The sequence below is a fragment of the Stenotrophomonas sp. 86156_Sma genome, from assembly GCF_056481625.1.
The window spans coordinates 3,199,183-3,223,372 of the sequence record NZ_CM151157.1 but is presented as its reverse complement, the minus strand read 5'-3'; the positions used below and the strand labels follow the sequence as shown (position 1 = coordinate 3,223,372).

Below are 24,190 nucleotides of genomic sequence, written 5' to 3'. Positions count from 1 at the left end.
CAATCTGTATGAGAGATAGGCCCCTGCACTTACTTCAGTGAGTAGAAGTGCTTGAGTTCACCTGAGAGAGCTTCTATGTCGTTGATCAGGATTGCGACGGGTCTGGTCTTGTTCGAATAGTACTTCGTGATTGGAAGTAGTTCGTTGCGTGGACCGACCGGGTGCAAAGCAATTAATTCCTGCATCGAGATCACCAGGTGACGGAGATCCCTGGTGGACGACTCAACGATGCTGCCCTCTACTCGTGCTGTGCTCAGGAATGAGAAGTAGCTGTCGCTTGGTCCTGATGCTCGGTCCTTCTTCCCCGCCTCCGATACCATATGTCTAATTCTTAGAGAAGTTGCTCCTACGCTATCGAATGTCTTGCCGACCTCGGTTTCAAGAAGGGTATGAATTCGCGCATCCATGTCTCGGATGACCAGAAGAATCTCCGCACTCTTTTTCTCAATCGATGCGTCTCTCAGCTGCTGATTCTGCATTCCGATCGACCAAAGGACGCCTAGAAAGGCGAGGAACGCGAATAGCGGATTGAGGATGCCCCCAAAGTAATCTCCGAAGGAGCCCCAGATAGAAGGGTCAGGGGATACAGAACCGGGAAAATGTAACCTGTAGGTCAGCGCGACCAAGGCGATTGAGGCAAGGGCCACAATTCCGATGGCGCCTAGATAAGTCCATTTCATGGATTAGCTCTCGTCAGATCAGGTTCTAGCCTACGGTGCGATTTGCTGTTGATGGAAGTCCAGCGACAAGCGGGCGACGCCTGTCTTTGAATTCCGATCCTTCACTCCGTCGTGCTATGGGTGATGGCAGCATCCAACTGCAATTCTGCTGGTTCTTGGCTACGGCCACTGGGTTCAGGCCTTGGTTGCCCATTCACCGCAGTCAGTCGCGCTTCCGCTCCGCGTTACGTTAGCCATCGATCACATTCATGCATTTGAGAGGCACAAGCGTTTGCCGTCTCGCATTGTTGAGCCGGGGCCCGTCTGGCCTTCGATGCCCTTGCAGGCTTTCGAGGTGAACCTATGAGCGACGAATTCAATCCCATGCTCCCTCCCCTAGACGATGCCAAGGTCGAGGAAATGATCGGAAAACTGGTGCTGGTCGGGGTGACCCGCTACGGCGGCGACGGCCAGGTGCAGGGACTGGAACAGTACGCGGGAACGGTGCTGCGCATCAGTGCCGATGAAGGCGTGGTGCTGGCCGACGAGAATGATGGCCACGAGCGTTACCTGCCGCCGATGCTCGACCAGTACCTGCCGGCCCAGCCGGGAGAGTACCGGATGAGCAACAGCGGCATGATCGTGGTCGACCCGGACTATCTCACCGCCTGGGACCTGCACGCCCAGCAGTAGTGCCAGGCCATGCCTGGCAGGTGCCGGCAGCTCCCCGGCACCTGCCGGAGCTGCACTTTGCCCCATCCGGCCACTAGCCCTTCCGGCCCATTCACGACAACTCCTGCGGTGCTAGATTCGGGGCCATGCCCGATTCCGGGTACCCATTCACACCCCAGGGGATAAGGATGCTGATCCGTCGAACCTCTCTGGCAGCGGCCGTTGCCGTTGCCACCGTCGGCCTGCTGGCCGCTGGCCCGGCGCTTGCCGATTACGCGAAGCCGCCGGAACACCTGCTCAAGGTGCTGAAGGCACCGCCGCCGCCGGCGCCGAACGTGGCCCCGGGCGGCCAGCGCCTGCTGCTGACCACCGCGCAGACCTATCCGTCGATCAGCCGCGTCGCCCAGCCGTACCTGAAGCTGGCCGGCGTGCGCCTGGAGCCGAAGAACCGCAGTCGGCATGACACCCCCGGCGGCTACGGTATTCCGGCCTGCGTGGCCGACTTCACCCTGGTCGATATCGGCAGCGGCAAGGAGACCAAGGTCAACCTGCCGCAGGGCTGCGCCACTGGCGCGCTGTGGTCGGCCGATGGCAGCCACTTCGCCTTCCAGAATGCGGTCGATACCAGCGTGCAGCTGTGGGTGGGCGATGCGGCCACCGGCCAGGTGAAGCAGGTGCCGAACGTGCAGCTGAACCCGATCTTCGGCTACACCGTGCAGTGGCTGGGCGGCAGCCAGAACCTGCTGGTGAAACTGGTGCCGGCCAATCAGGGTCCGGCGCCGTCCAACGGTGGCGTGCCGACCGGTCCGGATGCGCAGGAATCGCTGGGCAGCAGTGGCGAGAGCAGCACCTACGAAGCCCGCGACACGCTGACCAGCGTGCATGACGAAAAGCTGTTCGCCTACTACGGCGCTTCGCAGCTGGCCGTGGTCGATACCGCCGCGGGCAGCGTGCGCCCGGTGGGGCAGCCTGCGCTGTTCAACGAGGTCAGCGCCGCGCCCGACGGCGTGCACGTGCTGACCGAATCGATCAAGGCGCCGTACTCACATGCGGTGACCTACCAGCGCTTCGCCAACGACGTGGCCGTACTGGACGTGAGCAATGGCCGCAGCACGCCGATCGCCAGCCTGCCGCTGGCGGATCGCGTGCCGGTGCACGGCGTACCGGAAGGCCCGCGCGGTTTCGACTGGCGAGCCACCGATCCGGCGACCCTGGTCTATGCCGAAGCGCTGGACAAGGGCGACTGGAAGGTCAGCGTGCCGCACCGTGACCGCGTGCTGATGCTGAAGGCCCCGTTCAACGGCAAGCCGACCGAAATCACCCGTACCGCGCAGCGTTTTGAAGGGTTTGCGTGGACCGCCGATCCGGCCGTAGCCTTCCAGTACGAGAACGACGAGAACCGCCACTGGATGCAGACCCGCATCGTCGATGTGGACCAGCCGAAGAAGGAAGGCCGCCTGCTGTGGGACATGTCCAGCGATGAGCTGTACGGCAATCCCGGCAACCTGGTGTTCACCCGTCTGCCGAATGGTGCGCAGGTCGTGCGCCGTGAGGGCAACCACGTGTTCCTCAGCGGCCGTGGCGCCTCGCCGCAGGGCGATCGTCCGTTCCTGGACCGCCTGGACCTGGGCACGCTGAAGAGCGAGCGCCTGTTCCGTAGCAGTGCCGACGCCTACGAACAGTTCCTCGGCTTCAGCAACACGCCGGGGCGCTACCTGACCTGGCACCAGTCGGTGATCGATCCGCCGAACGCCTTCATCCGCCAGCAGGGGGAGGCAGTGGCCGATGCGAAGGCCGGCGAGGCGCAGTTCGCGTCCACCGCGACCGCGCTGACCAAACTGGTCGACCCGACCCCGGAAGTGCGCCAGATCAAGAAGCAGTTGGTGACCTACAAGCGTGCCGATGGCGTGGACCTGTCGTTCACTCTGTACACGCCGCCGGGCTACAAGGAGGGCCAGCGCGTGCCGGCGATCCTGTACGCCTACCCGGCCGACTTCGCCAATGCCGCGCAGGCCGGCCAGGTGTCCGGTTCGCAGCAGACCTTCACCCGCCTGCAGCCGTACCGCCTGATGCTGCTGGCCGGCTACGCGATCATCGACAATGCCTCGTTCCCGATCGTGGGTGACCCGAAGAACGCCTACGACACCTACCTGGAGCAGCTGGAAGCCGACGCCAAGGCAGCGGTGGACAAGGCCGTGGACATGGGCGTGGTCGACCGCAACCGCATCGGCGTGACCGGTCACAGCCATGGCGGCCTGATGACCGCCAACCTGATCGCGCACACCAACCTGTTCAAGGCCGGTGTGGCGACCAGCGGTTCTTACAACAAGACCTTTACCCCGTTCGGCTTCCAGAACGAGCGTCGCTCGGTATGGCAGGCGCAGGACGTGTACCTGAAGGCCTCGCCGTTCTTCTATGCCGACAAGATCAAGCTGCCGCTGCTGCTGGTGCACGGTGAGGACGATGCCAACCCGGGCACCGAACCGTTCCAGTCGCGCAAGCTGTACCAGGCCATTCGTGGCAATGGCGGTACCACCCGCCTGGTGATGCTGCCGAACGAACCGCACTGGTACACCGCGCTGGAGTCCAACGAGCAGCTGGTGTCGGAGATGCTGAACTGGTTCGACACCTACGTGAAGAACGCCAAGTGAAGGAACAGGAAGGCCACCTCTGGGTGGCCTTCCTGCATCCTGCTGTAGCGCCGAGCCCACGCTCGGCTGTAACCAGCCGCACGTGCTCTGCAATCAACTGTGGAGACTCGGTAACGACGTGTTACCGGCACATTCGCGTGCCACGCAGATGGGCTAGGCTGGCCCTGTGAGTTCGTCCCGAGTCGGTGCAATGAAAGCCATCGTTCTTGCTGCAACGTTGTCGTTGGTCCTGGTTTCAAACGCCCATGCCCAGTCGCTGCCCACCGAGCTGGCGCAGCTGGGGATCATCGCCGGCATGCCCTACGCCAAGGCCAAGCGCCTGCTGGATGCTGCGGGATGGCAGGTGAAGCCGGCGCAGGGCGCGCCGGAATCGCTGGAGGGCTTTCCGGAAGTGGGGTGCCAGAAGGGCGGGAAGCAGTGCGCGACGACCTTCGAGAAGGGTGAACAGCAGATTGCGGTGCGGCTGGGCACTACCCTGGCAGGGCAGCCGTTCGTGCAGAGCGCTGATTGAGCACCCGCCCTCACGCCAGCGGTAGGCGGTCCTGCGCGTGGGATAACCCGTCATGCAGGTCGCGCACGTGCTCGGCCTTGGCATGCACCCGGGTGGTATCGCCGAAACTGCGTAGATAAGCGCAGGCTGCGAAGCCGGCGCTCTTCTTTTCGTACTCGGCAATCCAGGCCAATCGATCCGGATTGTTGGCCTGTTCGGATGACCACGCGGCCACTGGCGGGCGGATGCGGTACTTCAGGCCGACGCGCCACGGCTTCGGTGTCAGTCGCGCACGGAAGCAATGCTGCAGCCGGCACATGCGCGCGTACAGGGTATCGGTGCCCAGTGCCTTGAAGAATGCCTGCAGCTGCTCGTCCTCCGGGGAGAACGTGGCATGCATCGCCAGTACACGCAGTCCCGCAGGCGTCCGGTAGGCGCGCAGATGCCAGTGGGGGTGTTGTTCGCTGAAGGCTTCCACGCGTCGCAGCGCCAACCCCTCGGCGCCCCCGGCGGCGGCCAGCCGCTGCCTGCGGCGCATCAGCAATGCCGCATTGACCAGAACCACCGCCGCCACGCCCAGCACCAGTCCCACCAGCCAATGCCACAGCAGCGTGCCGGTGACGGCGCCGGCAAGCAGCACGACCGCCGCAACGATGGCCGGCATCACGCAGCCGGCTGGCGGCTGCGCATGGTCGATGTCGGCGAACAGTACGTCCGGGCTGTTGAGGCACAGTGCGCCATAGCTGTTGCGGGTTATGACGACGTCGCCGTCGCGCTGCACGATCTGCTCGCGGATCGGCACGCCTTCCACGCCGTAGTTGCTGCGCACTTCGCGACGCGGCAGCACCTGTCCGGCGAGGATGGCATTGAGGGCTTCATTGGCGCGGCGGTCGGCGTGCACCTGCGCCTCGGCAGGGCCTTCGTCGGACCAGCCGAAGCGGCGCACCACCACCGGCCGGCCACGGAAACGGGCCGGCAGGCGGGCTTCGGCCCAGTAGGCGGGAACGATCATCATCGCGGGGTGCTCTATCTTCCGTGGCAGGTGCCAACGCGAGTCTGGCACAGCGCCGGGGTGCCCGCATCTGCTTGCTGCGGCGGCCGGGTCGGAGTGATAGATTGCGCGCTTCGCATGCACTCCACCAAGGACGGAGCGATGTCCATGATCCTGCGCGGCCTGTTGGCCCTGGCCTGTGCCGGGGTGGTTGGCATGGCCACGGCGGCGGCACCGGCCGGGCCGCAGATTGTCACTGACGATGTCAGCCGTTTCTACGCGCTGTACGACAACGCAGGTGGCAAACCCAGCGTTGCGCAGTTGCGTGGCTACATGGCCGAGGGTTCGGCGGGCCTGGCCGAGCTGGCCAAGGCGCGCCGGGTCACCCCCGAGCGCATTGCCGAGTCCATCGCCAGCCAGCCGGAGCTGTATGTGCAGGGGCGAAGCTGCCTGGCCGAACTGCCGGCGGTGAAACAACGTCTGACGCAGGTGTTTTCCAACCTGCAGGCCATCTATCCGCAGGCTGCGTTTCCGCCGGTGACCATCGCCGTCGGCCGTGGTCGTCCGGTAGGGTTGACCTCGAAAAGCGGCGTGATCATCGGCCTGGAAGCGCTGTGCGCAGCCGATTTCATGAATCCCAATGTGCAGGACCGCTTCGTGCATGTGATCGCGCACGAGTACGTGCACATCCAGCAGACCGGCCTGACCGACTTCGAGCCGGGCGACCCGCATGCGACGGTGCTGCGTGTTTCGTTGGGCGAGGGCATTGCTGAGTTCATCGCCGAACTGATTTCCGGCAACGTCGGCAACGGGCGACATGCGGCGTGGACGCGCGGCAGGGAAGTGCATATCGAGAGCGCATTCGCACTGGATCTGGACAGCACCGATCTGTCGCCGTGGCTGTACAACTACAAACCCGGTTCGCAGGAACCCTATGATCTGGGCTACTGGGTGGGCTACCGCATCGCCAAGGCCTATTACCTGCAGGCCAAGGACAAGCGTGACGCAGTGCGCGCGCTGATCCAGCAGGACAACCCGAAGACGATCCTGGCCGCCAGCGGCTGGACGCCGGGTATGTGGATGCCGGCCAAGGTGACCGGTGTGGCGGCGCGGTCGGCGGCACGCTGAGCGCGGGGCCGCGCGCTAGACTGGCCCGGACATTCAAGGGAGAGACCCGATGCGTTCCGTGTCCGGCGGCCTGGCCGCGGTTGTCCTCGGTATCGCGCTGAGCGCCCATGGGGTGGCGGCCGATGCGCCCGCCATCAATCCGTTGTTGGTGGAACCTGTCGATCGCCTGCGCCCGGATGAGGTGCGCTTCATGCAGCAGCGCCTGGCCGATTGGCCGGAACTGCAGCGTTACCGCGACGCCAACGCACGACTGCCTGCCGCCGTACCGGGGCAACCACGCGTGGTGCTTTTCGGTGACTCGATCACCGAAGGCTGGGGCAGGGAAGGCAGCGAAGCGTTTTTCCCCGGCAAGGGCTGGCTCAACCGCGGCATCAGCGGCCAGACCACGGCGCAGATGCTGGTGCGTTTCCCGCAGGACGTACTGGCACTGAAGCCACAGGTGGTGGTGATCCTGGCCGGCACCAACGACATTGCAGGCAACACTGGCCCATTCACGCAGGCGATGATCGAAGACAACCTGCACGCGATGGTGGACCTTGCCCGTGCACATGGCATCGCCGTAGTGCTGGCATCAGTGCTGCCGGTCAGCGATTACCCGTGGCTGCCGGGCACAGCACCTGCGCCCAAGGTGCGTGCATTGAACACGGCATTGAAGCGCTATGCCGATGCACAGCAGCTGGTCTATCTGGACTACTACACGCCGATGGCCAATGCGATCGGCGGACTGGACCCGCAGTTGGCGGAGGACGGCGTGCATCCTACGGCGAAGGGCTATGCGGTGATGGCGCCGTTGGCCGAGGCGGCGGTCAAGCGCGCGCTGCAGCAGAAGTAGCTCCGCCGGGCAGGCTTGCCAGCAGCCACTCGCAGAAACTGATCACCAGCGGATCGGTTGCACTCTCCTCATGTACCAGCCAACTCCAGCGGGGGCCGCGCACGCGTGCATCATCCAATGGTTGCAGCAGGCCTTGTTCGCAGGCTTGGGCTGCCAGCAGCTCGCTGACCAAGGCGATACCCAGCCCTTGGCAGGCTGCATCCAGCAACTGCCCGGGCTCGGAGAAATTCATTCCCTCGCGACGCTGGCCGACATCGGCGCCACCCTGTACCTGCCATTGGCTCCAGTCCATCTCGCGCTCGCCATGCAGGGTGAGGCGTTCGTGCGCCGGTGTGGCGAGCAGGGCCGGATGGCAGGCTGGATAGAGACGATCCTGCAGCAGCACGCGATGCTGGCACTGCGCCTGTGAGTCGAGGTCATCACGTACCGCTACGTCCAGCGTCTGCGTGGTCATGTCCGGCGCTTCCTCGCTGGTCAGCAGCCATAGGTCGGCGTCGGGATGCAGCCGGTGAAAGCTGGCCAGGCGTGGCACCAGCCAATGCCGAGCAAAGGCCGGGCTGGCGTTGACGATCAGTTGATTGGGCTTGCGGTACTGATCGAGCCGGCGGATGCCGCTGGCCAGCTGCCGCAGCAGCGCCTGCGTTGTTTCCAGCAGGTCGATGCCGGCATCGGTGAGGGTGACGCTGCGGCCCTGCCGGAAGAACAACGGCTGCTGCAGCGACGCTTCCAGACCCCGGATCTGCTGGCTGATGGCCGACTGGGTCAGGTGCAGTTCCTCCGCCGCACGGTGGAAACTGCCCAGCCGGGCCGCAGCCTCGAAACCCCGTAGCGCGTTCAGTGGTGGCCAGTGCTTGAGCATTTCAGATAAGTAAAACTGTTCAATTGATGGCTGAATCTATCGTTTGTTCTTATGTGTCGGCAAGCGCAGCATAGCGCCCATCCCGCACCGGCCATGGAGCCTGTCATGAGCAACCGTCGTCACTTCCTCACCCAGCTGGCGGGCGCCGCCGGTCTTGGCGGCCTGGCTGCTCTGGGCCTGGCCGGGCTGCCGGGTCGCGTGGCTGCAGCAGGGCCAGGTGCGGGGACTTGGCGCATGCCGGACGAGCACGGCCCACAGGAACGCGTGTTCCTTGCCTTCGCCGCGCAGCCGCGGGTGTGGGGCGCGCAGGCCGATGCGGTGAACTCCGCCGTGGCGCGGTTGGCCCGTACCATCGCCCGCCACCAGCCGATCAGCGTGCTGTGCCGTCCGGCGCAGTTGAAGCAGGCGCAGGATCGCTGTGGCCGTGACAACATCGAGTTCCTGGACGTGCCCTTGGATGACATCTGGGTGCGCGATTACGGTGGTTGCTTCGTCACCAATGACAAGGGCGGCCTGGGCCTGGTCGACTTCAACTTCAACGGCTGGGGTGGCAAGCAGAGCGCGCGCAACGATGGCGCGCTGGCGCCGTGGCTGGCGCAGGTGACCGGTGCGACGCTGCTGGAAAGCGATCTGGTGGGCGAGGGCGGTGGCATCGAAGTCGATGGCCATGGCACGGCCATCCTCACCGAAAGCTGCTGGGTCAACCGCAACCGCAATCCGGACTGGTCGCGCGCGGATATCGAGGCCGAGCTGAAGCTTCACCTGGGCCTGCGCAAGGTGATCTGGCTGCCCGGCATCGCCGGCAAGGACATCACCGATGCGCACGTGGACTTCTATGCGCGCTTCGTACGCCCGGGCGTGGTGATCGCCAATCTGGACAACGATCCGGAGTCCTACGATTACGACCTGACCCGCGAGCATCTGCGGATCCTGCGCGGGGCCACCGATGCCGATGGCCGTCGCCTGCAGGTGCATACGCTGCCGCCGCCGCAGGACGGGCGCGACAACGTGCATACGCGCGACAACGACGATCTGGCGATGGGCTACATCAACTACCTGCCGATCAACGGCGCAGTGGTCGCGCCGCAGTTCGGAGACGACGAAGCCGATGGATTCTGCCGCGAACTACTGGAAGACATGTATCCCGGCCGCGTGATCGAGCAGGTGGATATCGATGCCATCGCCGGTGGCGGTGGCGGCATCCATTGCGTGACCAAGAACATGCCGAAGGTGTAGTCCACTGTTGCGTTGACGCGCCGGAGGTCATGTCATGATGCTCCAGGTACACATGCTCGGGGGAGCAGATGGATCTGGATACGGGCATATGGAGTGGATTGGTGGGCGGCAGTATCGCCACGATGATTGCACGGCGAGCTGCCGGTCGACTTCCCAGTCACTACCGCGGCCGTAGTCTGGTCTACCTGCGACGCCGCCATCGCGCTTCCATCTGGAGTGCAAACGCGCTTTTCCTGCTCGGGTTGATCAGCGGCCTGTTGATCTGGCCGTTGGGTCACTACGCCAGTACAGATTCACTTCCATTGCTGCTGGCAGCCGGCATGAGTTGCGGTCTGCCGCTGTTGGCGCTGCTGCTGATTCCCTGGATGACCCGCCGTCCGATCCGTGAGGCATGGGTGATCTTCGGCTATTCGCAGGGTGGGCCGGTGTGGTTGATCTACTCGATCCTGCTGGCAGGCGTCGCCTGTGGTGTGGTCGGAGTTTTGCGGCTGCCGGACTGAGGCGGCAGCACCTGCATGGCGCGCACATCCAGCGCGCTCAGGCGTCGTCCTGTTTCAACGCCGCATCGGCAGCCAGCAGCGCCTCGGCGGCTGCACTGAGCGGCGGCGACGGCGGGGCGACCACGCCGATCGCTTCCATCATCTTCGGCATGCCCAGGAACTGCCGCGCGCGGCGGTCGTAGATGCCGGTGACCAGCAGCGCACGGGTGGCGATCTTCTGCTCGGGCCCGATCAGTACGCGTTGCTCCATGATCCCGCGCGAGCCGACCCAGCCGACCAGCCGCGTTTCCAGGGTGAAGCGCTGGAACGGCTTCAGCTCGCGGCGGAACTGGATGGTGCCGGCGCCGACGATCGGTGCCCACTTCTCGCGCAGCGCCACCCGTCCCAGGCCCATGCGCAGGATCAGGTCCAGCCGGCCCAGGTCGAAGATGTTCCAGTAGCGGCCGTTGGTCATGTGCAGGTTGCTGTCCAGGTCATTCGGCAGTACCCGGAACTGCAGCCGCGAGACCCCGAACGGGGCCTCCAGCTTGGGCCGGAACAGGCTGCACAGGAGCAGGTGGAGCAGGCGGAACCAGAGATTCATGGTTATGACGACTGTTATAGAATCGCCGGTACGCTAATCTATGACGACTGTCCTGGCAAGGAGCCTGCCGTGAGCCCGCGTCCCTCTGATGCGCCACAACGCGTGATTGATGCTGCGGCACAGATGCTGGCGCGCGTGGGTCTCAATGCCACCAGCATCCGTGAGGTCACCAAGCTGGCCGAGGCACCGCTGGGCTCCACCTATCACCACTTTCCCGGCGGCAAGCAGGAGCTGTTGGCGCGTGCCACCCATATGGCCGGCGACAAGGTCGAAGCGTTGTTGGTGGAGCTGCTGAAGGGCGGGGCGGTGCAGGGCCTGCAGCAGTTCCTGACGATGTGGCGCGAGCGCCTGCTGCGCACCGATTTCCGCGCCGGCTGCCCGGTGCTGGCCGCTGCGGTGGAGGAGCCGGTTGACGCGGTGCACAGCCAGCCGCGCGCGGCAGCTGCAGAGGTATTCGCGCGCTGGCAGGGCCATCTGGCCGCAGCGTTCGTCGCCGACGGACACGATCCGGCCGCCGCAGGTGGGCTGGCCAGTCTGGTGATTGCCAGCGTGGAAGGTGCGGTGGCGATGTGCCGCGCTCTGCAGGACATCGCCCCGTTCGACCAGGTGGCCGCGCAGTTGTTGAAAGCCGCCGCGCGGCCTTGATCCGGCGGCACGGTCGCGGGAGACTCGGCGCAGGCCCTGACTGGACGCCGCCATGGACGAATCGCACTGCCGCCACCTGATTGAGCACTACCTGCAGGCCTACAACCGCTTCGACATCGACGCCATGCTGGCGGTGCTGGCGCATAACGTGCGATTCGAGAACCACAGCGGCAGCCAGCTGACGATGGTCACCGAAGGCATCGATGCCTTCGGCGAACTGGCGCGGCAATCGGCCCAGATGTTCCACGAGCGCGAGCAGCGGTTGCTTGAGCTGACGTTCGAGGATGATGTGGCGCTGGCCAGCATCGGCTGGCGTGGCGTGTTCGCGCAGGACATTCCAGATGGTCCCGGCGCGGGCACGGAACTGGCCCTGCAGGGACGCAGCGAGTTCGCTTTTGAGGACGGTCGCATCGTGCGGATCATCGACCGCAGCTGAAGATCGATGGCACAGGTCCGCCGTCTGGACAGCGGACCTGCCCGCGGTAGAATCCGCCCACCACCGCTTACGCGTGCCCGGCAAGGATGTCCGCATGCAGTATCAGGTTTTCGAGCTTCCACGCTGCACGATCTGCGGCATCCAGCGGCGCCGATGAAACGCACCCGTTTCTTTACACGCAGCCCATTGAAGCTGCCGGCTAATCGCGGCAGTGAAGTCGTGCGCGCGCGGCAGCATCTGCAGCAGCTCGGCTGGCCGCGCCTGCAGATGGCGCTGATCGTGGCCCTGACCGGTGCGGCCGGTTTCCTCGCCTCGCACCTGCTGCGTCTGGCCGGTATCGACGCGATGCTGCTGCGCTACCCGATGGCCGTGCTGCTGGCCTATGGCGTATTCCTGCTGCTGATGTGGATCTGGATCCGCTGGCGCTGGGACAACGTGCTGGATGGCCTGTCGCCGGATGTGGGCAGTGGTAGCCCATCGCCTCGTGGAAGTGCCGTGGAATCACCGTGGAGCGGCGTCGGTGGCCGTTCTGGAGGTGGCGGCGCGTCAGCTTCGTGGAATGAGTCGGCGCGGGTCAGCGGCGACGATGCCGGTGAGCTGCCATTGACCGGCCTGGCCGAAGACGAAGCGGGCCTGCCGTTGCTCGCGATCCTCGGCCTCGTCGCGCTGCTGGCGACCGTTCTGCTGGCCAGCGTGTGGGTTGTGTGGTCGGCGCCAGTGCTGATGGCTGAGCTGCTGGTGGACGCGGCCATCGCCGGAGGCCTGTACCGGCGCATGCAGGGCATGCAGGAGCAGGGATGGTGGCGGGTATGCGTGACGCACACGATCTGGCCGCTGCTCGGCCTGCTGCTGTTCTTTGCTGTGCTGGGTTGGCTTGCGCAGACGCTGGCTCCAGGAGCGACCCACCTGCTGCAGGTTATTCAAGCAGTGTAGCGCCACGTTCCCGGCCGATATCCCAACCTGCTTCATTTCTTCGAGGAGCTTCATGCGACAGCGCATTGCACGGAAGCGCATCCTGACGACAGCGGTCGTCCTGTTCGTGGCTGCTGGCGCAGCGCTGATGGCCAGCGTGCGCCCGCAGTGGCGGCAGGATGTCAGCCCGCCTCCGATCAATCTGGGAACGGCACGGATGCAGGCCGAGGTGATGGCAGAGCTCATCGACCTGCGACCGACACCGCCAGGAAAGCCGCCAGTACCACCGATTCCAATGAAGGCAGTCTCCTCCCCGATGCTGACCGGCAACAGTGGGTTCGCGACCGCGGAGGTGCCACTGGCAGATGTCGCGCCAGCACACTTCGAGCCGCGCGGCTGGGAACCCGACATGCCATTTGCAGTGATGGAATGGACTGCGCCTTCCTGCGGTGAAGGAGACCCCGTCCCGGTCTGCCAGGTTCGTCACAGCGTCGTCGAGTGGCGCGATGATGACAGTGCGGCGTCCTTTCAACTTCAGCAGCATCTGGAGGCGGTGCTGCAGGTTGCGAACCGCCGGGCTGTACGCGTACCCGACCTCGCGTTTGAGCTTGCACATGTGCGAGCGCAACGGATGACGTGGGACGAGCTTCAGCAACGGCGCGCACGCGGCGTCGAGGGATGCACGGGTGGCCGGGGCAATCCGGATCTGGGCGTTGTCTATCTGCAGCGTCCTGTGTTCAGCCTGGACGGGAACTGGGCAATGGCATCGATCGCCTCGGATCTGTGCAGTGGAGGAACGGCGATGCGCGCCCTCTACCTTCTGCACCGCAGCAAGGGCGGATGGGAGCGTGTTCGAGTGGATCCTGTCCGCTATATGAGCTTTGGCTACGGCCTGTGGCCCGCGTTGCCGGAGTCGTGATGACAGATACCTCGTTCAAGCCGGACCGTGACTGCCAACAACGGATCGTCTGGCGACGCATTGCGTCGTTGGCGGCGGCGCTGTCGGCTTTGGCTCTCATGGCCGGAGTCTGCAGCCTGCGCCCGAGGTGGCAGCAGGCGATCGGTCCGCCATTGGTCAACCTGGGAACGGCGCAGATGCAGGCGGAGGCGATGGCGCTGGCGATCCGGCAGAGGCCGCCTTTCCCCCCTCCACCCCCGCCAGAGCCGCAGCCAACACCAGTTCTGCCATCGCCGCTGAGCGAGGTGCCCACCGCACCGCAGACGCCGTCCACGCGCGTCGATCGATGGCGCCCGCAGGAGCAGCCACAGTTGACCGACCCGGTGGGGGAGGACATCTACGTGATGGAGCAGACCTTGCCCTATTGCTGGCCAGGCAGCAGTGCCTCCACCTGCCAGGAGGTGGACGATCTGGTCCTGCCGCTGGACGATTGGTGGCCGCCGGACATCCATGCGCTGCGGTTGCAGCTGCAGGCGGACCTGGTTCCCGCCAATCGCCGTTCCACGCCAGTGCCTGCGGCCGCATTGGCCGGTGCGCAGCGGATGGACAGCGCGAGGCTTCGAGCGCTGCGGGAGCAGGGGTGCGGGACAACGGTGCATCGGCCGACTCGGACATACGACCACGTCGTCTATCTGACCCGGCCCGTTTTCAGCGTCGATGGGCAGTGGGCTATGATCGCGGTCGCCTGGGATTCGTGTTCCGACGATTTCGTCTACCGGGAGCTTGTCGTACTGCATCGGGAACAAGGACGCTGGATGGCCGAACCCCCGGAACGGGGTCTGGGCGGCGTATGGGACGGCCGCGTACTGCGGCCCTGGACGTACAACCACTGACGAGGAAGAGCGCATGGATGTCGCTGCACGCAGGAACAGGATGTTGTTTCGTTGGATCATGGTGACGCTGCTGGCTGTGTTGTTGCCGTTTGCAGCACTGGCACAGCCTGCAGCCGGGCAGGCCGATGGCGCCGAAGCCGCTACTGCCGCGGAAGAGGCGCAATGCCGCACCTGCACTTATGAGCGTATTGGGCCCAAGGTCGATATCGGCCTGGTGGCCCTGATTTCGCTGCTGGTGGTGGGCCTGCTGGTGGCGGTATCCCGCGAATGGGGCACCACCTCGCAACGATGGACCTGCCGCACGCTGGCCCTGTTGCTGGCGGGTGTCGGTGTGGCGTTGCTGTGGTGGGCTGGCAGCGTCGTCTACCTGGGCTACAACCCGTGGCAGGAAATGGCCGCCCCCGTCGATGGCTCGCTCACATCGACACTGCTCACTACCTCACCGAAGTGGCTGGCGGCGATGGTGCTGATCGGCTTCGCGCCTTCCATCTGGAAACGCAGCGAGCGCCTGCCGGCGTGGCGCATCAGCTGACATTGAAACGGCGGCGCTGGATCACACCCGGCGCCGCCTGCGGTCATCAGTCAAAGCGCAAACGCACACCAGCGTAGATGCCACGGCCTTCGCCCGGCGTCGAGCGGGCGACATCCTTGCCGGCATCGTTGTAGCCCGGCGTGACCGTGGCGGCGTGGTGGCGGTTGCCGATGTTGCGCATCTCCGCCCAGGCCTGCCAGCGGCCACCGGGTGCGTCGTAGCCGATGCGGCTGCCGAAGATCACATGGCTGTCGGCCCAGTAGCTGTTGGCGTAGTCGACGGCGATGCGCGAGGCGTATTCGGTATTGAGCGCAGCGTACAGGCCGGATGCGTGATCGAAGCGCAGCTCGGCCTGGTAAGCGTGGCGCGGCAGGCCGGGCAGGCGGTTGCTGCCGAAACGCGCATCGTGGCGATAGCGGAAGTCACTGAAGGTGTACGCCTGGCGCAGCGACAGGCGGCCCGGCGCTCCCTGCCACAGGGTGCTGTCCAATCCGGCTTCGATGCCGCGGTGTACGGTGGGGCTGGCGTTGTTCTCGGCGATGAACAGGTTCGGTACCGGCTGCAGTTCGACGCTCAGCAGTTCGTGGTTTACGTGCGCGTAGTAGCCGGTCAGTTCCCAGCGACCCAGCGCCGCGTCACCGCGCGCGCCCAGTTCCAGCGTGGTGGCGGTCTGGTTCTGCATCGGCACCGGCGCGCGCTGGCGGCCGGTGGACGGGCCATTGCCCGGCCCGAAGTACTGGTTCGAGCCCCAGATCATCGACCACGGGTGCGGCGCCTCCACCGAGCGGCTTAGGTTGCCGAACCACTGGGTCTGGGCGCTGTGCTGCCAGGTGAAGCCCAGTCGTGGCGCATAGTCCCAGTCGTGGTCGCGCAGGCGGCCGCCGCTGCTCGGCCAGGTCACCTGCACATCGCGACGGGTGTTGATCAGTGCCAGCCCGGTCTGCATGCGCAGGCGGTCATTGAAGGTGAGGATATTGCCGACGTGCAGCGTGCTGTCGGTGCCGTGGTGGCGGAAGTCACGCGTGCGCGTACCGGCGCCATAGCCGTTGCTGGCAAAACGCAGCGACTCGCGCACATCGGCGTCCAGATCGTGGGTGACGCGCAGGCCGACCGTGGTTTCGCTGTCCAGGCCGAACAGCCGGTGGCGGTGGCGGTAGTCCAACGTGGCGTTGACGTTGGCGTAGTCCAGCTGCTGGCGGTACAGGCTCTCGTTCAAGTCCATCGGATACTTGTGATAGACCAGTCCCGCCTGCAGCGAGGAATCCTCATCGATCTGCAGCGTGGTGACGTTGCCCACCCACGTGCTGCCGGGCTGCGGGCGACGTGCATCGATGGCCAGGTTGGCTGGGTTCGCCGCGTGCGGGTCATTGCGGATCTGGTCGCGGGTCAGGCGACCGGGTGTTTCGTGATTGGTTTCGCGGTAGCGCACGAAGAAGCGCGTCTGCAGGTCGGGCGTGATCTGCCAGCCGATGTTGGCCATCGCGCCTTTGCCATCGCCGCGTGCATGGCGCTGGTAGCCGTCGAATTCGGTATCGGTGTAGGCCAGGAAATAATCGACGTCACCACTGACGCCACCCCAGCTGACACCACGCTTCTGGTAACCGCGGCTGCCGGCTTCGTAGTGCAGCTGCACGCCCGCCGAATCGCGGCCGCTGCGGCTGATGTAGTCGATGGCACCGCCCAGTGCCAAGGCGCCACGCTCGAAACCATTGGCGCCGCGCAGGACTTCCACGCGCGACAACCACAGCGGTTCCAGCAGCTCGTAGGGCGTGCCGCCTGGGCCGGTCAGTGGCAGACCGTCGATCGACACCGCAATGCCCGAGGCGTGCGCGCCCGGGCCCCGGTTGATGCCCGAGCCACGGATTGAGATCTTGGTGCCCTCGTTACCCGGCGACTGCGCACTGATGCCCGGTTGGTAGGCCAGCACATCGGCACTGCTGGACAAGCGGCTGTCCCCCTTGGCTACGTCAATCACGTTGCCGGCGCCGGGTACGCGCTTCAGCGCCTCGCGCGCCTGCGCGCTGGCATCGGCGGCAGCGGTGACCTGCACCGCATCCAGCGTGGTGGCCTGCGGGGCCGCAGCGGCGGTGGAGGAGAGGCCAAGAGAAACGGCCAGGAACAACAGCGACGGGGCGGGGCGGTACGACGAGAGCGACATGTGGGAATGCTGTAAACCACGAAAGTGGCGCGCAAGTTAACAGGTCGGCGGCGTCACGTCACCCATCGGCGGCGTATGGCCGCCCGCGCTCCTTGTAGAGTCGAGCTTGCTCGACTGTCTTTCGCTTTCTGTAGAGTCGAGCCTTGCTCGACTGCCTCTGTGTCCCGGAGTCGAGCACGGCTCGACTCTACAGAGCCGGCTTCGCCAGCGCCTTGGCCTTTGCATACAGCCGATCGGCCGCTTCCTTCTCACCCAGCGCCGCATGGCATTCCGCCAGGCTGTCCCACGCATTTGCCGAATCCGGATACAGCTCGGTGTTGAGAGCAAATACCTTTACTGCCTTGCGTGCCCCGAGGCTCTCGCGGATCGCGTAACCATCGGCATTGATCGCGCGTTCCAGTTCACTGGCAGCAACCTTGTTGCTGTCGCGCAGCCAGCGATGCACAGCTTCGGCCGCGCCAGCGCTGTCATCCAGCGCATACGCGATCAGTCGCTCGGACAACACCGTATGTGGGAACTCCTCCGGCGCGGCCACCGCCATCGTGCTCTCGACCAGCGTGCTCGACCAGACATTGCGGGCGCTGCCGTTGGTCAGGTACACGAACACCCAGTAGCCGTTGGCCAGCGTGCCCTTGTAGGCCAGCCGCGCACGTACACGGGTGCCGCCATCGTGGCCGACCTGGGTGTAGCCGTCGCTGCGGGTGGTATCCCAACCGGTGGAGAAGAAATTGCTGCCACCGCCGGCCAGTTTCTGCGGCTGCCAGAGTTTTTCCAGGGTCGCAGTGCGCAGCAGCTTGCCGGTCGCCAGCGCCTGCAGGAATCGGTTCATGTCGCCCACGGTGGTCTGCAGGTCGGCGTGTCCCCAACCGTAGTTCGGCCAGGGGTCTTCATTGGCCGGCTGCAATGCGCCGTCCTTGCCGATGTAAGGCACCGCCGCGCGCGTGGCTGGCACGCTGGTGACGCCCCATGAGGTGCTGGTCATATTCAGCGGTTGCAGGATGCGTTCGCGCGCGATGGCCGGGTAGGGCTTGCCGTAATGCGCTTCCAGCAAGGCGGTCAGCACCAGGTAGTTGGCCTGGGTGTACTGCACGCGGCTGCCGGTGACGAACTGCATCGGTGTCGCGCCGGCCACCTTCAGCGCTGCTGCAAGGTCCGGCGCCACTCCGGTGTAGCCCTTGCTCACCCAGCGGTTGTCCACCCGGTCGTAATACTCGCCGATACCCGAGCTGTGGTTGAGGAAATCGCGTACGTGAATGGTCTGCCATGCTGATGGCAGGTCCGGCACATAGCGGCTGGCTGGTGCATCCAGATCCACCTTGCCCTGGTCCACCAGCTGCATCACCAGCGTGCTGGTCAGCAGCTTGGCCATCGATTGCGCGGCGAAGATGGTATCGACAGTGGCAGGCACATGGGCAGCGGGATCGCGTTCGCCGCTGGCGCCCTGGTACAGCACCTGGCCGTTGTGGGCGACCAGTACCGCCTGGCCGGCGATGCCGTAGCGCTCGCGGTTGCTCTGCAGTTGGGCGTCGAGCTGATTGGAAAGATCGCCAGGGGACTCACGCGCCGAAGCGATCGGAGCAGCGAACAGGGCGCAGAGCAATGCAGCAGCAAAGGTGCGGTACATCGCGGTGATCCGTCAGCGGTGATGGCGCATGTTGGTCACGGCGGGAGAGCGGGTCAAGGGCACTGATTCCCGCATCAGGGAGAACCGGCCAGCGGCCGGCACTACCCTACGCTTCCGGTAGTGCCGGCCGCTGGCCGGCACCCCTGCGATCAGCCGAGGATGCCCGGCAGATCCAGTCCCTTTTCCTTCGCGCAGTCGATTGCGATCTCATAGCCCGCATCGGCATGGCGCATCACGCCGGTCGCGGGGTCGTTCCACAGCACGCGGCCAATCCGTTTGGCCGCCGCTTCAGTGCCGTCGCAGACGATCACCATGCCGGCGTGCTGCGAGAAGCCCATGCCGACGCCGCCGCCATGGTGCAGCGACACCCAGGTGGCGCCGCTGGCGGTGTTGAGCAGGGCGTTCAGCAGCGGCCAGTCGGACACGGCATCGGAACCGTCGGCCATCGCTTCGGTTTCGCGGTTCGGCGAGGCAACGCTGCCGCTGTCCAGGTGGTCGCGGCCGATCACCACCGGCGCCTTCAGCTCGCCGTTGGCCACCATCTCGTTGAAGGCCAGGCCGAGGCGATCGCGGTCACCCAGACCCACCCAGCAGATGCGCGCGGGCAGGCCCTGGAACTTGATCTTCTCGGCAGCCATGTCCAGCCAGCGGTGCAGGTGCGGGTTGTCCGGAATCAGTTCCTTCACCTTGGCATCGGTCTTGGCGATGTCTTCCGGATCGCCGCTCAGTGCGGCCCAGCGGAACGGGCCGATGCCGCGGCAGAACAGCGGGCGGATGTAGGCCGGCACGAAACCGGGGAAGTCGAAGGCATTGGCCACGCCTTCCTCCAGTGCCATCTGCCGCAGGTTGTTGCCGTAGTCCACGGTCGGCACGCCCAGCGCGTGGAAGCCAAGCATGGCGCGGATGTGGTTGGCCATCGACGCGCGCGCGGCTTTCTCCACTTCCTTGGGCGCGGAGACACGTTTCTCATCCCACTGCTCGACCGTCCAGCCCTGCGGCAGGTAGCCGTTCACCGGGTCGTGCGCGGAGGTCTGATCGGTCAGCAGGTCCGGCTTCACGCCGCGCTTGAGCAGTTCAGCCAGTACGTCGGCGACGTTGCCGAGCAGGCCCACCGACTTCGGCGTACCGGCCTTGCACGATTCATCGATCAGCCGCAGCGCTTCGTCCAGGTTGTCGGTCCAGGTATCCAAGTAGCCGGTGCGCAGGCGCATGTCGATGCTGCTCTTGCGGCACTCGACGGCCAGGCAGGACGCGCCGGCCATTACGGCAGCCAGCGGCTGCGCGCCACCCATGCCGCCCAGGCCGCCGGTGAACAGCCACTTCCCGGTCAGGTCGCCACCGAAGTGCTGGCGTCCCATTTCCACGAAGGTCTCGTAGGTTCCCTGCACGATGCCTTGCGCGCCGATGTAGATCCAGCTGCCGGCAGTCATCTGGCCGTACATGGCCAGGCCCTTCTTATCCAGCTCGTTGAAGTGATCCCAGTTGGCCCAGCGCGGCACCAGATTGGAATTGGCGATCAGCACGCGCGGCGCATCGGCATGGGTGCGGAACACGCCCACCGGCTTGCCCGACTGCACCAGCAGGGTCTGGTCGTCGTCCAGGCGCTTGAGCGTTTCGACGATGGCATCGAAGCTCTCCCAGTCGCGCGCGGCACGGCCGATGCCGCCGTACACCACCAGTTCCTGCGGCCGTTCGGCCACGTCCGGGTGCAGGTTGTTCATCAGCATGCGCAGCGGCGCTTCGGTCAGCCAGCTCTTGGCGTTGAGCGTGGTGCCGGTGGGCGCGGCAATGGTGCGGGTCGGGTCGTTGCGGGTCATGCGGCGCTCCGGTTCGTAGCGAATTCAAGACAGGCGTTGAGCACCTGCGCCAGGGTGTGGCGCAGCGGTGCGGCGTGGTCGGGGTCGAGCGGGGTGGGCCAGCTGTGCTCGTCCACCTGGTCCGGCAGGGGTTCGTGCATGTAGCCGCGGCAGGCCAGTTCCATCTGCAGGCTGTGCACGCCGCCGGCGACGTTGCTGTAGTGGCGGGTGATCCAACCGCCCTTGAAGCGGCCGTTGCGCACCTGGCTCATGCCACTGATCTTCAGCAGGTTCTCCACCACATCGCTCAAGGCGTTGTCGCAGGACGTGTCCGGTGCGCCGGACGGGCCGGCGGTGCCGAGGTTGAACTGCGGCAGCTCGCCTTCGAACAGGTGCGGGATATGTGAGCGGATCGAGTGTGCGTCATACACCACCACGGTGCCGTGGCGTGCACGCAGGCGCGTGATCTGTGCGGCCAGCGCATCGTGGTAAGGCAGGAAATACGTGTCGCGGCGACGGGCGATTTCCGCGTCATCCGGTTCGCGCCCGGCGTGGTACAGCGGCTGGTTGTCGAAGGTGGTCAGCGGGCACAGGCCGGTGGTGTTCTGGCCTGGGTACAGCGACACACCGCTGGGATCACGATTGAGATCGATCACCGAACGTGAGATCGCCGAGCGCACCGTGGTCGCGCCCATGCCGCGCACGAAGTCGTACAGTTCGTGCACCCACCAGTCGGCATCGCGGCGGGCCAGCCACGGTGAGTGGTAGTCGCCGATCAGGTCGTGCGGCAGTTCGCTGCCCGTATGCGGGAAGCTGACGATCAACGGGGCATCGCCTTCGTGCACCGTCAGCCATTCGGGATGGGCACTCATGCCTGCGGTTCCACGGTTGGCAGAAGCCCGGCCAAGCCCTGCGCCAGCGCGCCACTGCGCACCAGGTTGGTGGCGGTCACCATGTCCGGGTGGAAGTAGCGGTCTTCTTCCAGCGTCGGCACCTGCGCACGCAGGGTGGCGCGCACGGATTCGAGCGCGGCACTGGAGCGCAGCGGCGCGTGGAAGTCGCAGCCCTGCGCGGCGGCCAGCAGCTCGATGCCGATCACGTTGGCGGCGTTCTCGGCCATCTGCATCAGGCGGCGCGCACCGTGTGCGGCCATCGACACATGGTCTTCCTGATTGGCCGAGGTCGGGATCGAATCGACGCTGGCCGGGTAGGCGCGCTGCTTGTTTTCCGAGACCAGCGCGGCGGCGGTCACCTGCGGAATCATGAAGCCGGAATTCAGGCCCGGGCGTGGGGTCAGGAACGCCGGCAGGCCGGACAGCGCCGGGTCGACCAGCATCGCCAGGCGGCGCTCGCTGATCGAACCGATCTCGCACACCGCCATCGCCAGCATGTCGGCGGCGAAGGCGACCGGCTCGGCGTGGAAGTTGCCGCCGGACAGTGCTTCGCCGGTGTCGGTGAACACCAGCGGATTGTCGGACACGCCGTTGGCTTCGATTTCCAGCGTGGTTGCGGCCTGGCGCAGGATGTCCAGCGCTGCGCCCATCACCTGCGGCTGGCAGCGCAGGCAGTACGGGTCCTGCACGCGCACGTCGTTGTCGCGGTGCGATTCGCGGATGTCCGAGCCCTGCATCAGCGTGCGCAGCGTGGCCGCAGTGGCGATCTGTCCGCGCTGGCCGCGGATGGCATGGATGCGCGGGTCGAACGGCGTGTCGGAACCCTTGGCCGCTTCCACCGACAGCGCGCCGGTGACCAGCGCGGCCTGGAACACGGTCTCGATCTCGAACAGGCCGGCCAACGCATAGGCGGTGGAGAACTGGGTGCCGTTGAGCAGGGCCAGGCCTTCCTTCGCGCCCAGTTCGATCGGTTGCAGGCCGGCACGTGCCAGCGCATCGACCGCCGGCAGGCGCTCGTCACCGATGAAGGCTTCACCCACGCCCAGCATCACGCTGGCCAGGTGCGAGAGCGGTGCCAGGTCACCCGAGGCACCCACCGAGCCCTGTGCGGGCACCACCGGCAGCACGCCCTTGACCAGCATCGCTTCGAGCAGCAGCAGGGTCTCCTCGCGGATGCCCGAAGCACCCTGCGCCAGGCTGACCAGCTTCAGCGCCATCATCAGGCGCACCACGCTGGCAGGCATCGGCTCGCCAACACCGGCAGCGTGCGAGAGCACGATGTTCCGCTGCAGGGTGGCCAAGTCCTCGCGCTCGATGCGCACGCTGGCCAGCTTGCCGAAGCCGGTGTTGATGCCATAGACCGGCGCGCCCTTGGCGACGATGGCGGCCACGGTCGCGGCACTGGCACGCACCACCGGCAGCGCGGCCGGGTCCAGTGCAAGCGGCGCACCGCGATAGGCCTGCCGCCACTGGGCGAGGGTGACATGGCCGGGGCGAAGAACCAGGGTGTTGCTCATGTGTTGCTCCAGGAGGCAGGCAGGTCGGGCTGTCCGCGCACCACGCGCGCGTGCAGCGGGTTGAATCCAATGCGATAGACCAGGTCGGCGGGGGCGTCGATGTCCCAGATCGCCAGATCGCAGTCCATGCCCACGGCCAGGCGGCCGATGCGGTCGCCATGGCCCAGAGCGCGCGCTGCTTCACGGGTGAAGCCGGCGATGCATTCGTCCACGGTCAGGCGGAACAGGGTCGCGCCCATGTTCATCGCCAGCAGCGGGCTGGTCAGTGGCGAGGTCCCGGGGTTGCTGTCGGTGGCCAGCGCCAACGGCACGCCGGCCGCACGCAGCGCCGCGATCGGTGGCAGGGTGGTATCGCGGGTGAAATAGAAGGCGCCGGGCAGCAGCACCGCCACGGTACCCGCCGCGGCCATCGCGGCGATGCCGGCATCGTCCAGGTGTTCGATATGGTCGGCCGAGAGTGCACCGAAGCTGGCGGCCAGTTCGGCGCCATGCTGGTTGCTCAGCTGCTCGGCGTGGATCTTCACCGCCAGCCCGTTGGCGCGCGCCGCTTCGAAGACCTGCCGCGCCTGCGCCGGCGAGAACGCGATGTTCTCGCAGAACACATCCACCGCTTCGGCCAGGCCTTCGGCGGCGATGGCCGGAATCATCACGTTGCACACCTCGTCGGTGTACTCCTGTGCTTCGCGGCCTGGCGGAATCGCATGTGCGCCGAGGAAGGTGGTCACCACGTTGACCCTGCATTCCTCGCCCAGCGCACGCGCCACCTGCAGCTGCTTGCGTTCGTCGGGCAGGGTCAGGCCGTAGCCGGACTTGATCTCGAGGGTGGTCACGCCCTCGGCGCGCATTGCCAGCAGGCGCGGCCGGCTTTCGCTGGCCAGCTGTTCCGGTGTGGCGGCGCGGGTGGCGCGCACGGTGGAGACGATGCCGCCGCCGGCACGGGCGATGTCGGCATAGCTGACGCCCTGCAGGCGCTGCTCGAATTCGTTGGCGCGGTTGCCGGCGTAGACCAGGTGGGTGTGGCAGTCGATCAGGCCGGGCGAAATCCAGCGGCCTTCGCCGTCGATGCGGGTGGTCGGCTGCAGGTGGGCATCGCTGCCGGCCGCGCCGACATGGACGATGCGGCCGTTGGCGCAGGCCAGTACGCCATCGCGGATGACACCCAGCCCCTCGCCATCGAGGGTGATCAGGTGAACGTTGGACCAGAGGGTATCGACGTGCATGGCATCCACAACGCGGCTGTGCTTATATGTCTATACAATATAGGCGTCCATTTCGGGTTGTCCAG

General features: G+C 65.8%; 23 protein-coding genes. 13 read left to right on the top strand and 10 right to left on the bottom strand.

Features of this window, described 5'->3' with window-relative positions; translation table 11 throughout:
• Positions 1–29: 29 nt before the first annotated feature.
• Positions 30–680, bottom strand: coding sequence for a hypothetical protein (locus ACZK33_RS14995; RefSeq protein ID WP_164161269.1), 651 nt, complete (start codon positions 678–680; stop codon positions 30–32).
• Between the two features lie 342 nt (positions 681–1,022).
• Here ACZK33_RS14995 and ACZK33_RS14990 point away from each other — a divergent pair, with 342 nt between their 5' ends.
• From ACZK33_RS14990 to ACZK33_RS14980, 3 genes are all read left to right on the top strand, one after another.
• Positions 1,023–1,352 carry a hypothetical protein gene (locus tag ACZK33_RS14990; protein ID WP_164161270.1) on the top strand — a complete coding sequence of 110 codons (330 nt, stop codon included), beginning with the start codon at positions 1,023–1,025 and terminating at the stop codon, positions 1,350–1,352.
• A 167-nt stretch (positions 1,353–1,519) separates the two neighbouring features.
• Positions 1,520–3,982 (top strand): S9 family peptidase, encoded by a 2,463-nt coding sequence (locus tag ACZK33_RS14985; RefSeq protein WP_049463181.1) that lies wholly within the window; start codon positions 1,520–1,522, stop codon positions 3,980–3,982.
• Positions 3,983–4,172: 190 nt separating this feature from the next.
• Positions 4,173–4,493, top strand: coding sequence for a hypothetical protein (locus ACZK33_RS14980; protein ID WP_005410210.1), 321 nt, complete (start codon positions 4,173–4,175; stop codon positions 4,491–4,493).
• Between the two features lie 10 nt (positions 4,494–4,503).
• Here ACZK33_RS14980 and ACZK33_RS14975 read toward each other — a convergent pair whose 3' ends face one another.
• On the bottom strand, positions 4,504–5,487 hold the full coding sequence (locus ACZK33_RS14975; protein ID WP_423174819.1) for a hypothetical protein: 984 nt from the start codon (positions 5,485–5,487) through the stop codon (positions 4,504–4,506).
• Between the two features lie 138 nt (positions 5,488–5,625).
• On the opposite strand from ACZK33_RS14975, the gene ACZK33_RS14970 reads away from it, so the two are divergent.
• Together ACZK33_RS14970 and ACZK33_RS14965 are read left to right on the top strand one after the other, a co-directional pair.
• Positions 5,626–6,591 carry a DUF2268 domain-containing putative Zn-dependent protease gene (locus ACZK33_RS14970; RefSeq protein ID WP_423174820.1) on the top strand — a complete coding sequence of 322 codons (966 nt, stop codon included), beginning with the start codon at positions 5,626–5,628 and terminating at the stop codon, positions 6,589–6,591.
• 49 nt (positions 6,592–6,640) lie between these two features.
• Complete coding sequence (locus tag ACZK33_RS14965; protein WP_423174821.1) at positions 6,641–7,423, top strand: SGNH/GDSL hydrolase family protein; 783 nt, start codon at positions 6,641–6,643, stop codon at positions 7,421–7,423.
• Here the strand turns inward: ACZK33_RS14965 and ACZK33_RS14960 are convergent.
• Positions 7,398–8,282, bottom strand: coding sequence for a LysR family transcriptional regulator (locus ACZK33_RS14960; protein ID WP_423174822.1), 885 nt, complete (start codon positions 8,280–8,282; stop codon positions 7,398–7,400). The genes ACZK33_RS14965 and ACZK33_RS14960 overlap by 26 nt on opposite strands.
• 105 nt (positions 8,283–8,387) lie before the next feature.
• Between ACZK33_RS14960 and ACZK33_RS14955 the strand changes: the two genes are divergently transcribed.
• Together ACZK33_RS14955 and ACZK33_RS14950 are read left to right on the top strand one after the other, a co-directional pair.
• The gene (locus tag ACZK33_RS14955; protein ID WP_423174823.1) at positions 8,388–9,518 is read left to right on the top strand and encodes an agmatine deiminase family protein; all 1,131 of its coding nucleotides are present in this window, start codon (positions 8,388–8,390) and stop codon (positions 9,516–9,518) included.
• Positions 9,519–9,838: 320 nt separating this feature from the next.
• Entirely contained in the window at positions 9,839–10,018 is a 180-nt protein-coding gene (locus ACZK33_RS14950; RefSeq protein WP_147427894.1) for a hypothetical protein, read from the top strand.
• Positions 10,019–10,055: 37 nt separating this feature from the next.
• On the opposite strand, the gene ACZK33_RS14945 is transcribed toward ACZK33_RS14950, so the two are convergent.
• The gene (locus ACZK33_RS14945) at positions 10,056–10,601 is read right to left on the bottom strand and encodes a thioesterase family protein (protein ID WP_049397600.1); all 546 of its coding nucleotides are present in this window, start codon (positions 10,599–10,601) and stop codon (positions 10,056–10,058) included.
• Positions 10,602–10,670: 69 nt separating this feature from the next.
• On the opposite strand from ACZK33_RS14945, the gene ACZK33_RS14940 reads away from it, so the two are divergent.
• The 6 genes from ACZK33_RS14940 to ACZK33_RS14915 all read left to right on the top strand — a co-directional run bounded on the left by ACZK33_RS14940 (position 10,671) and on the right by ACZK33_RS14915 (position 14,917).
• Entirely contained in the window at positions 10,671–11,246 is a 576-nt protein-coding gene (locus tag ACZK33_RS14940) for a TetR/AcrR family transcriptional regulator (RefSeq protein WP_049422101.1), read from the top strand.
• Positions 11,247–11,298: 52 nt separating this feature from the next.
• Entirely contained in the window at positions 11,299–11,682 is a 384-nt protein-coding gene (locus ACZK33_RS14935) for a nuclear transport factor 2 family protein (protein ID WP_423174824.1), read from the top strand.
• 153 nt (positions 11,683–11,835) lie between these two features.
• Entirely contained in the window at positions 11,836–12,615 is a 780-nt protein-coding gene (locus ACZK33_RS14930; RefSeq protein ID WP_423174825.1) for a hypothetical protein, read from the top strand.
• A 52-nt stretch (positions 12,616–12,667) separates the two neighbouring features.
• Positions 12,668–13,513, top strand: coding sequence for an energy transducer TonB (locus ACZK33_RS14925; RefSeq protein WP_121505165.1), 846 nt, complete (start codon positions 12,668–12,670; stop codon positions 13,511–13,513).
• Positions 13,513–14,385: a hypothetical protein gene (locus tag ACZK33_RS14920; RefSeq protein ID WP_329893679.1), complete on the top strand. Its 873-nt coding sequence runs from the start codon at positions 13,513–13,515 to the stop codon at positions 14,383–14,385. Before ACZK33_RS14925 ends, ACZK33_RS14920 begins: the two co-directional genes overlap by 1 nt.
• A 13-nt stretch (positions 14,386–14,398) precedes the next feature.
• Complete coding sequence (locus ACZK33_RS14915) at positions 14,399–14,917, top strand: hypothetical protein (protein WP_423174826.1); 519 nt, start codon at positions 14,399–14,401, stop codon at positions 14,915–14,917.
• Between the two features lie 46 nt (positions 14,918–14,963).
• On the opposite strand, the gene ACZK33_RS14910 is transcribed toward ACZK33_RS14915, so the two are convergent.
• The 6 genes from ACZK33_RS14910 to hutI all read right to left on the bottom strand — a co-directional run bounded on the left by ACZK33_RS14910 (position 14,964) and on the right by hutI (position 24,125).
• Positions 14,964–17,075 (bottom strand): TonB-dependent receptor family protein, encoded by a 2,112-nt coding sequence (locus tag ACZK33_RS14910; RefSeq protein ID WP_423174827.1) that lies wholly within the window; start codon positions 17,073–17,075, stop codon positions 14,964–14,966.
• Between the two features lie 187 nt (positions 17,076–17,262).
• Entirely contained in the window at positions 17,263–18,699 is a 1,437-nt protein-coding gene (locus tag ACZK33_RS14905; RefSeq protein WP_423174828.1) for a serine hydrolase domain-containing protein, read from the bottom strand.
• A 149-nt stretch (positions 18,700–18,848) separates the two neighbouring features.
• A complete protein-coding gene (gene hutU, locus ACZK33_RS14900) occupies positions 18,849–20,516 on the bottom strand; it encodes a urocanate hydratase (protein WP_049399643.1) in 1,668 nt (555 codons plus the stop codon).
• Positions 20,513–21,367 (bottom strand): N-formylglutamate deformylase, encoded by an 855-nt coding sequence (gene hutG, locus ACZK33_RS14895; protein WP_423175095.1) that lies wholly within the window; start codon positions 21,365–21,367, stop codon positions 20,513–20,515. Before hutG ends, hutU begins: the two co-directional genes overlap by 4 nt.
• Positions 21,364–22,905 carry a histidine ammonia-lyase gene (gene hutH, locus ACZK33_RS14890; RefSeq protein ID WP_423175096.1) on the bottom strand — a complete coding sequence of 514 codons (1,542 nt, stop codon included), beginning with the start codon at positions 22,903–22,905 and terminating at the stop codon, positions 21,364–21,366. Before hutH ends, hutG begins: the two co-directional genes overlap by 4 nt.
• On the bottom strand, positions 22,902–24,125 hold the full coding sequence (gene hutI, locus ACZK33_RS14885; protein ID WP_423175097.1) for an imidazolonepropionase: 1,224 nt from the start codon (positions 24,123–24,125) through the stop codon (positions 22,902–22,904). The genes hutH and hutI overlap by 4 nt, the downstream gene beginning before the upstream one ends.
• Between the last annotated feature and the right edge of the window lie 65 nt (positions 24,126–24,190).

What these genes read in the sequence shown, in the direction of transcription:
- ACZK33_RS14995 (WP_164161269.1), bottom strand. Translation starts at nt 680, where the DNA reads ATGAAATGGACTTATCTAGGCGCCATCGGAATTGTGGCCCTTGCCTCA.
- ACZK33_RS14990 (WP_164161270.1), top strand. Translation starts at nt 1,023, where the DNA reads ATGAGCGACGAATTCAATCCCATGCTCCCTCCCCTAGACGATGCCAAG.
- ACZK33_RS14985 (WP_049463181.1), top strand. Translation starts at nt 1,520, where the DNA reads ATGCTGATCCGTCGAACCTCTCTGGCAGCGGCCGTTGCCGTTGCCACC.
- ACZK33_RS14980 (WP_005410210.1), top strand. Translation starts at nt 4,173, where the DNA reads ATGAAAGCCATCGTTCTTGCTGCAACGTTGTCGTTGGTCCTGGTTTCA.
- ACZK33_RS14975 (WP_423174819.1), bottom strand. Translation starts at nt 5,487, where the DNA reads ATGATGATCGTTCCCGCCTACTGGGCCGAAGCCCGCCTGCCGGCCCGT.
- ACZK33_RS14970 (WP_423174820.1), top strand. Translation starts at nt 5,626, where the DNA reads ATGTCCATGATCCTGCGCGGCCTGTTGGCCCTGGCCTGTGCCGGGGTG.
- ACZK33_RS14965 (WP_423174821.1), top strand. Translation starts at nt 6,641, where the DNA reads ATGCGTTCCGTGTCCGGCGGCCTGGCCGCGGTTGTCCTCGGTATCGCG.
- ACZK33_RS14960 (WP_423174822.1), bottom strand. Translation starts at nt 8,282, where the DNA reads ATGCTCAAGCACTGGCCACCACTGAACGCGCTACGGGGTTTCGAGGCT.
- ACZK33_RS14955 (WP_423174823.1), top strand. Translation starts at nt 8,388, where the DNA reads ATGAGCAACCGTCGTCACTTCCTCACCCAGCTGGCGGGCGCCGCCGGT.
- ACZK33_RS14950 (WP_147427894.1), top strand. Translation starts at nt 9,839, where the DNA reads ATGAGTTGCGGTCTGCCGCTGTTGGCGCTGCTGCTGATTCCCTGGATG.
- ACZK33_RS14945 (WP_049397600.1), bottom strand. Translation starts at nt 10,601, where the DNA reads ATGAATCTCTGGTTCCGCCTGCTCCACCTGCTCCTGTGCAGCCTGTTC.
- ACZK33_RS14935 (WP_423174824.1), top strand. Translation starts at nt 11,299, where the DNA reads ATGGACGAATCGCACTGCCGCCACCTGATTGAGCACTACCTGCAGGCC.
- ACZK33_RS14930 (WP_423174825.1), top strand. Translation starts at nt 11,836, where the DNA reads ATGAAACGCACCCGTTTCTTTACACGCAGCCCATTGAAGCTGCCGGCT.
- ACZK33_RS14925 (WP_121505165.1), top strand. Translation starts at nt 12,668, where the DNA reads ATGCGACAGCGCATTGCACGGAAGCGCATCCTGACGACAGCGGTCGTC.
- ACZK33_RS14920 (WP_329893679.1), top strand. Translation starts at nt 13,513, where the DNA reads ATGACAGATACCTCGTTCAAGCCGGACCGTGACTGCCAACAACGGATC.
- ACZK33_RS14915 (WP_423174826.1), top strand. Translation starts at nt 14,399, where the DNA reads ATGGATGTCGCTGCACGCAGGAACAGGATGTTGTTTCGTTGGATCATG.
- ACZK33_RS14910 (WP_423174827.1), bottom strand. Translation starts at nt 17,075, where the DNA reads ATGTCGCTCTCGTCGTACCGCCCCGCCCCGTCGCTGTTGTTCCTGGCC.
- ACZK33_RS14905 (WP_423174828.1), bottom strand. Translation starts at nt 18,699, where the DNA reads ATGTACCGCACCTTTGCTGCTGCATTGCTCTGCGCCCTGTTCGCTGCT.
- hutU (WP_049399643.1), bottom strand. Translation starts at nt 20,516, where the DNA reads ATGACCCGCAACGACCCGACCCGCACCATTGCCGCGCCCACCGGCACC.
- hutG (WP_423175095.1), bottom strand. Translation starts at nt 21,367, where the DNA reads ATGAGTGCCCATCCCGAATGGCTGACGGTGCACGAAGGCGATGCCCCG.
- hutH (WP_423175096.1), bottom strand. Translation starts at nt 22,905, where the DNA reads ATGAGCAACACCCTGGTTCTTCGCCCCGGCCATGTCACCCTCGCCCAG.
- hutI (WP_423175097.1), bottom strand. Translation starts at nt 24,125, where the DNA reads ATGCACGTCGATACCCTCTGGTCCAACGTTCACCTGATCACCCTCGAT.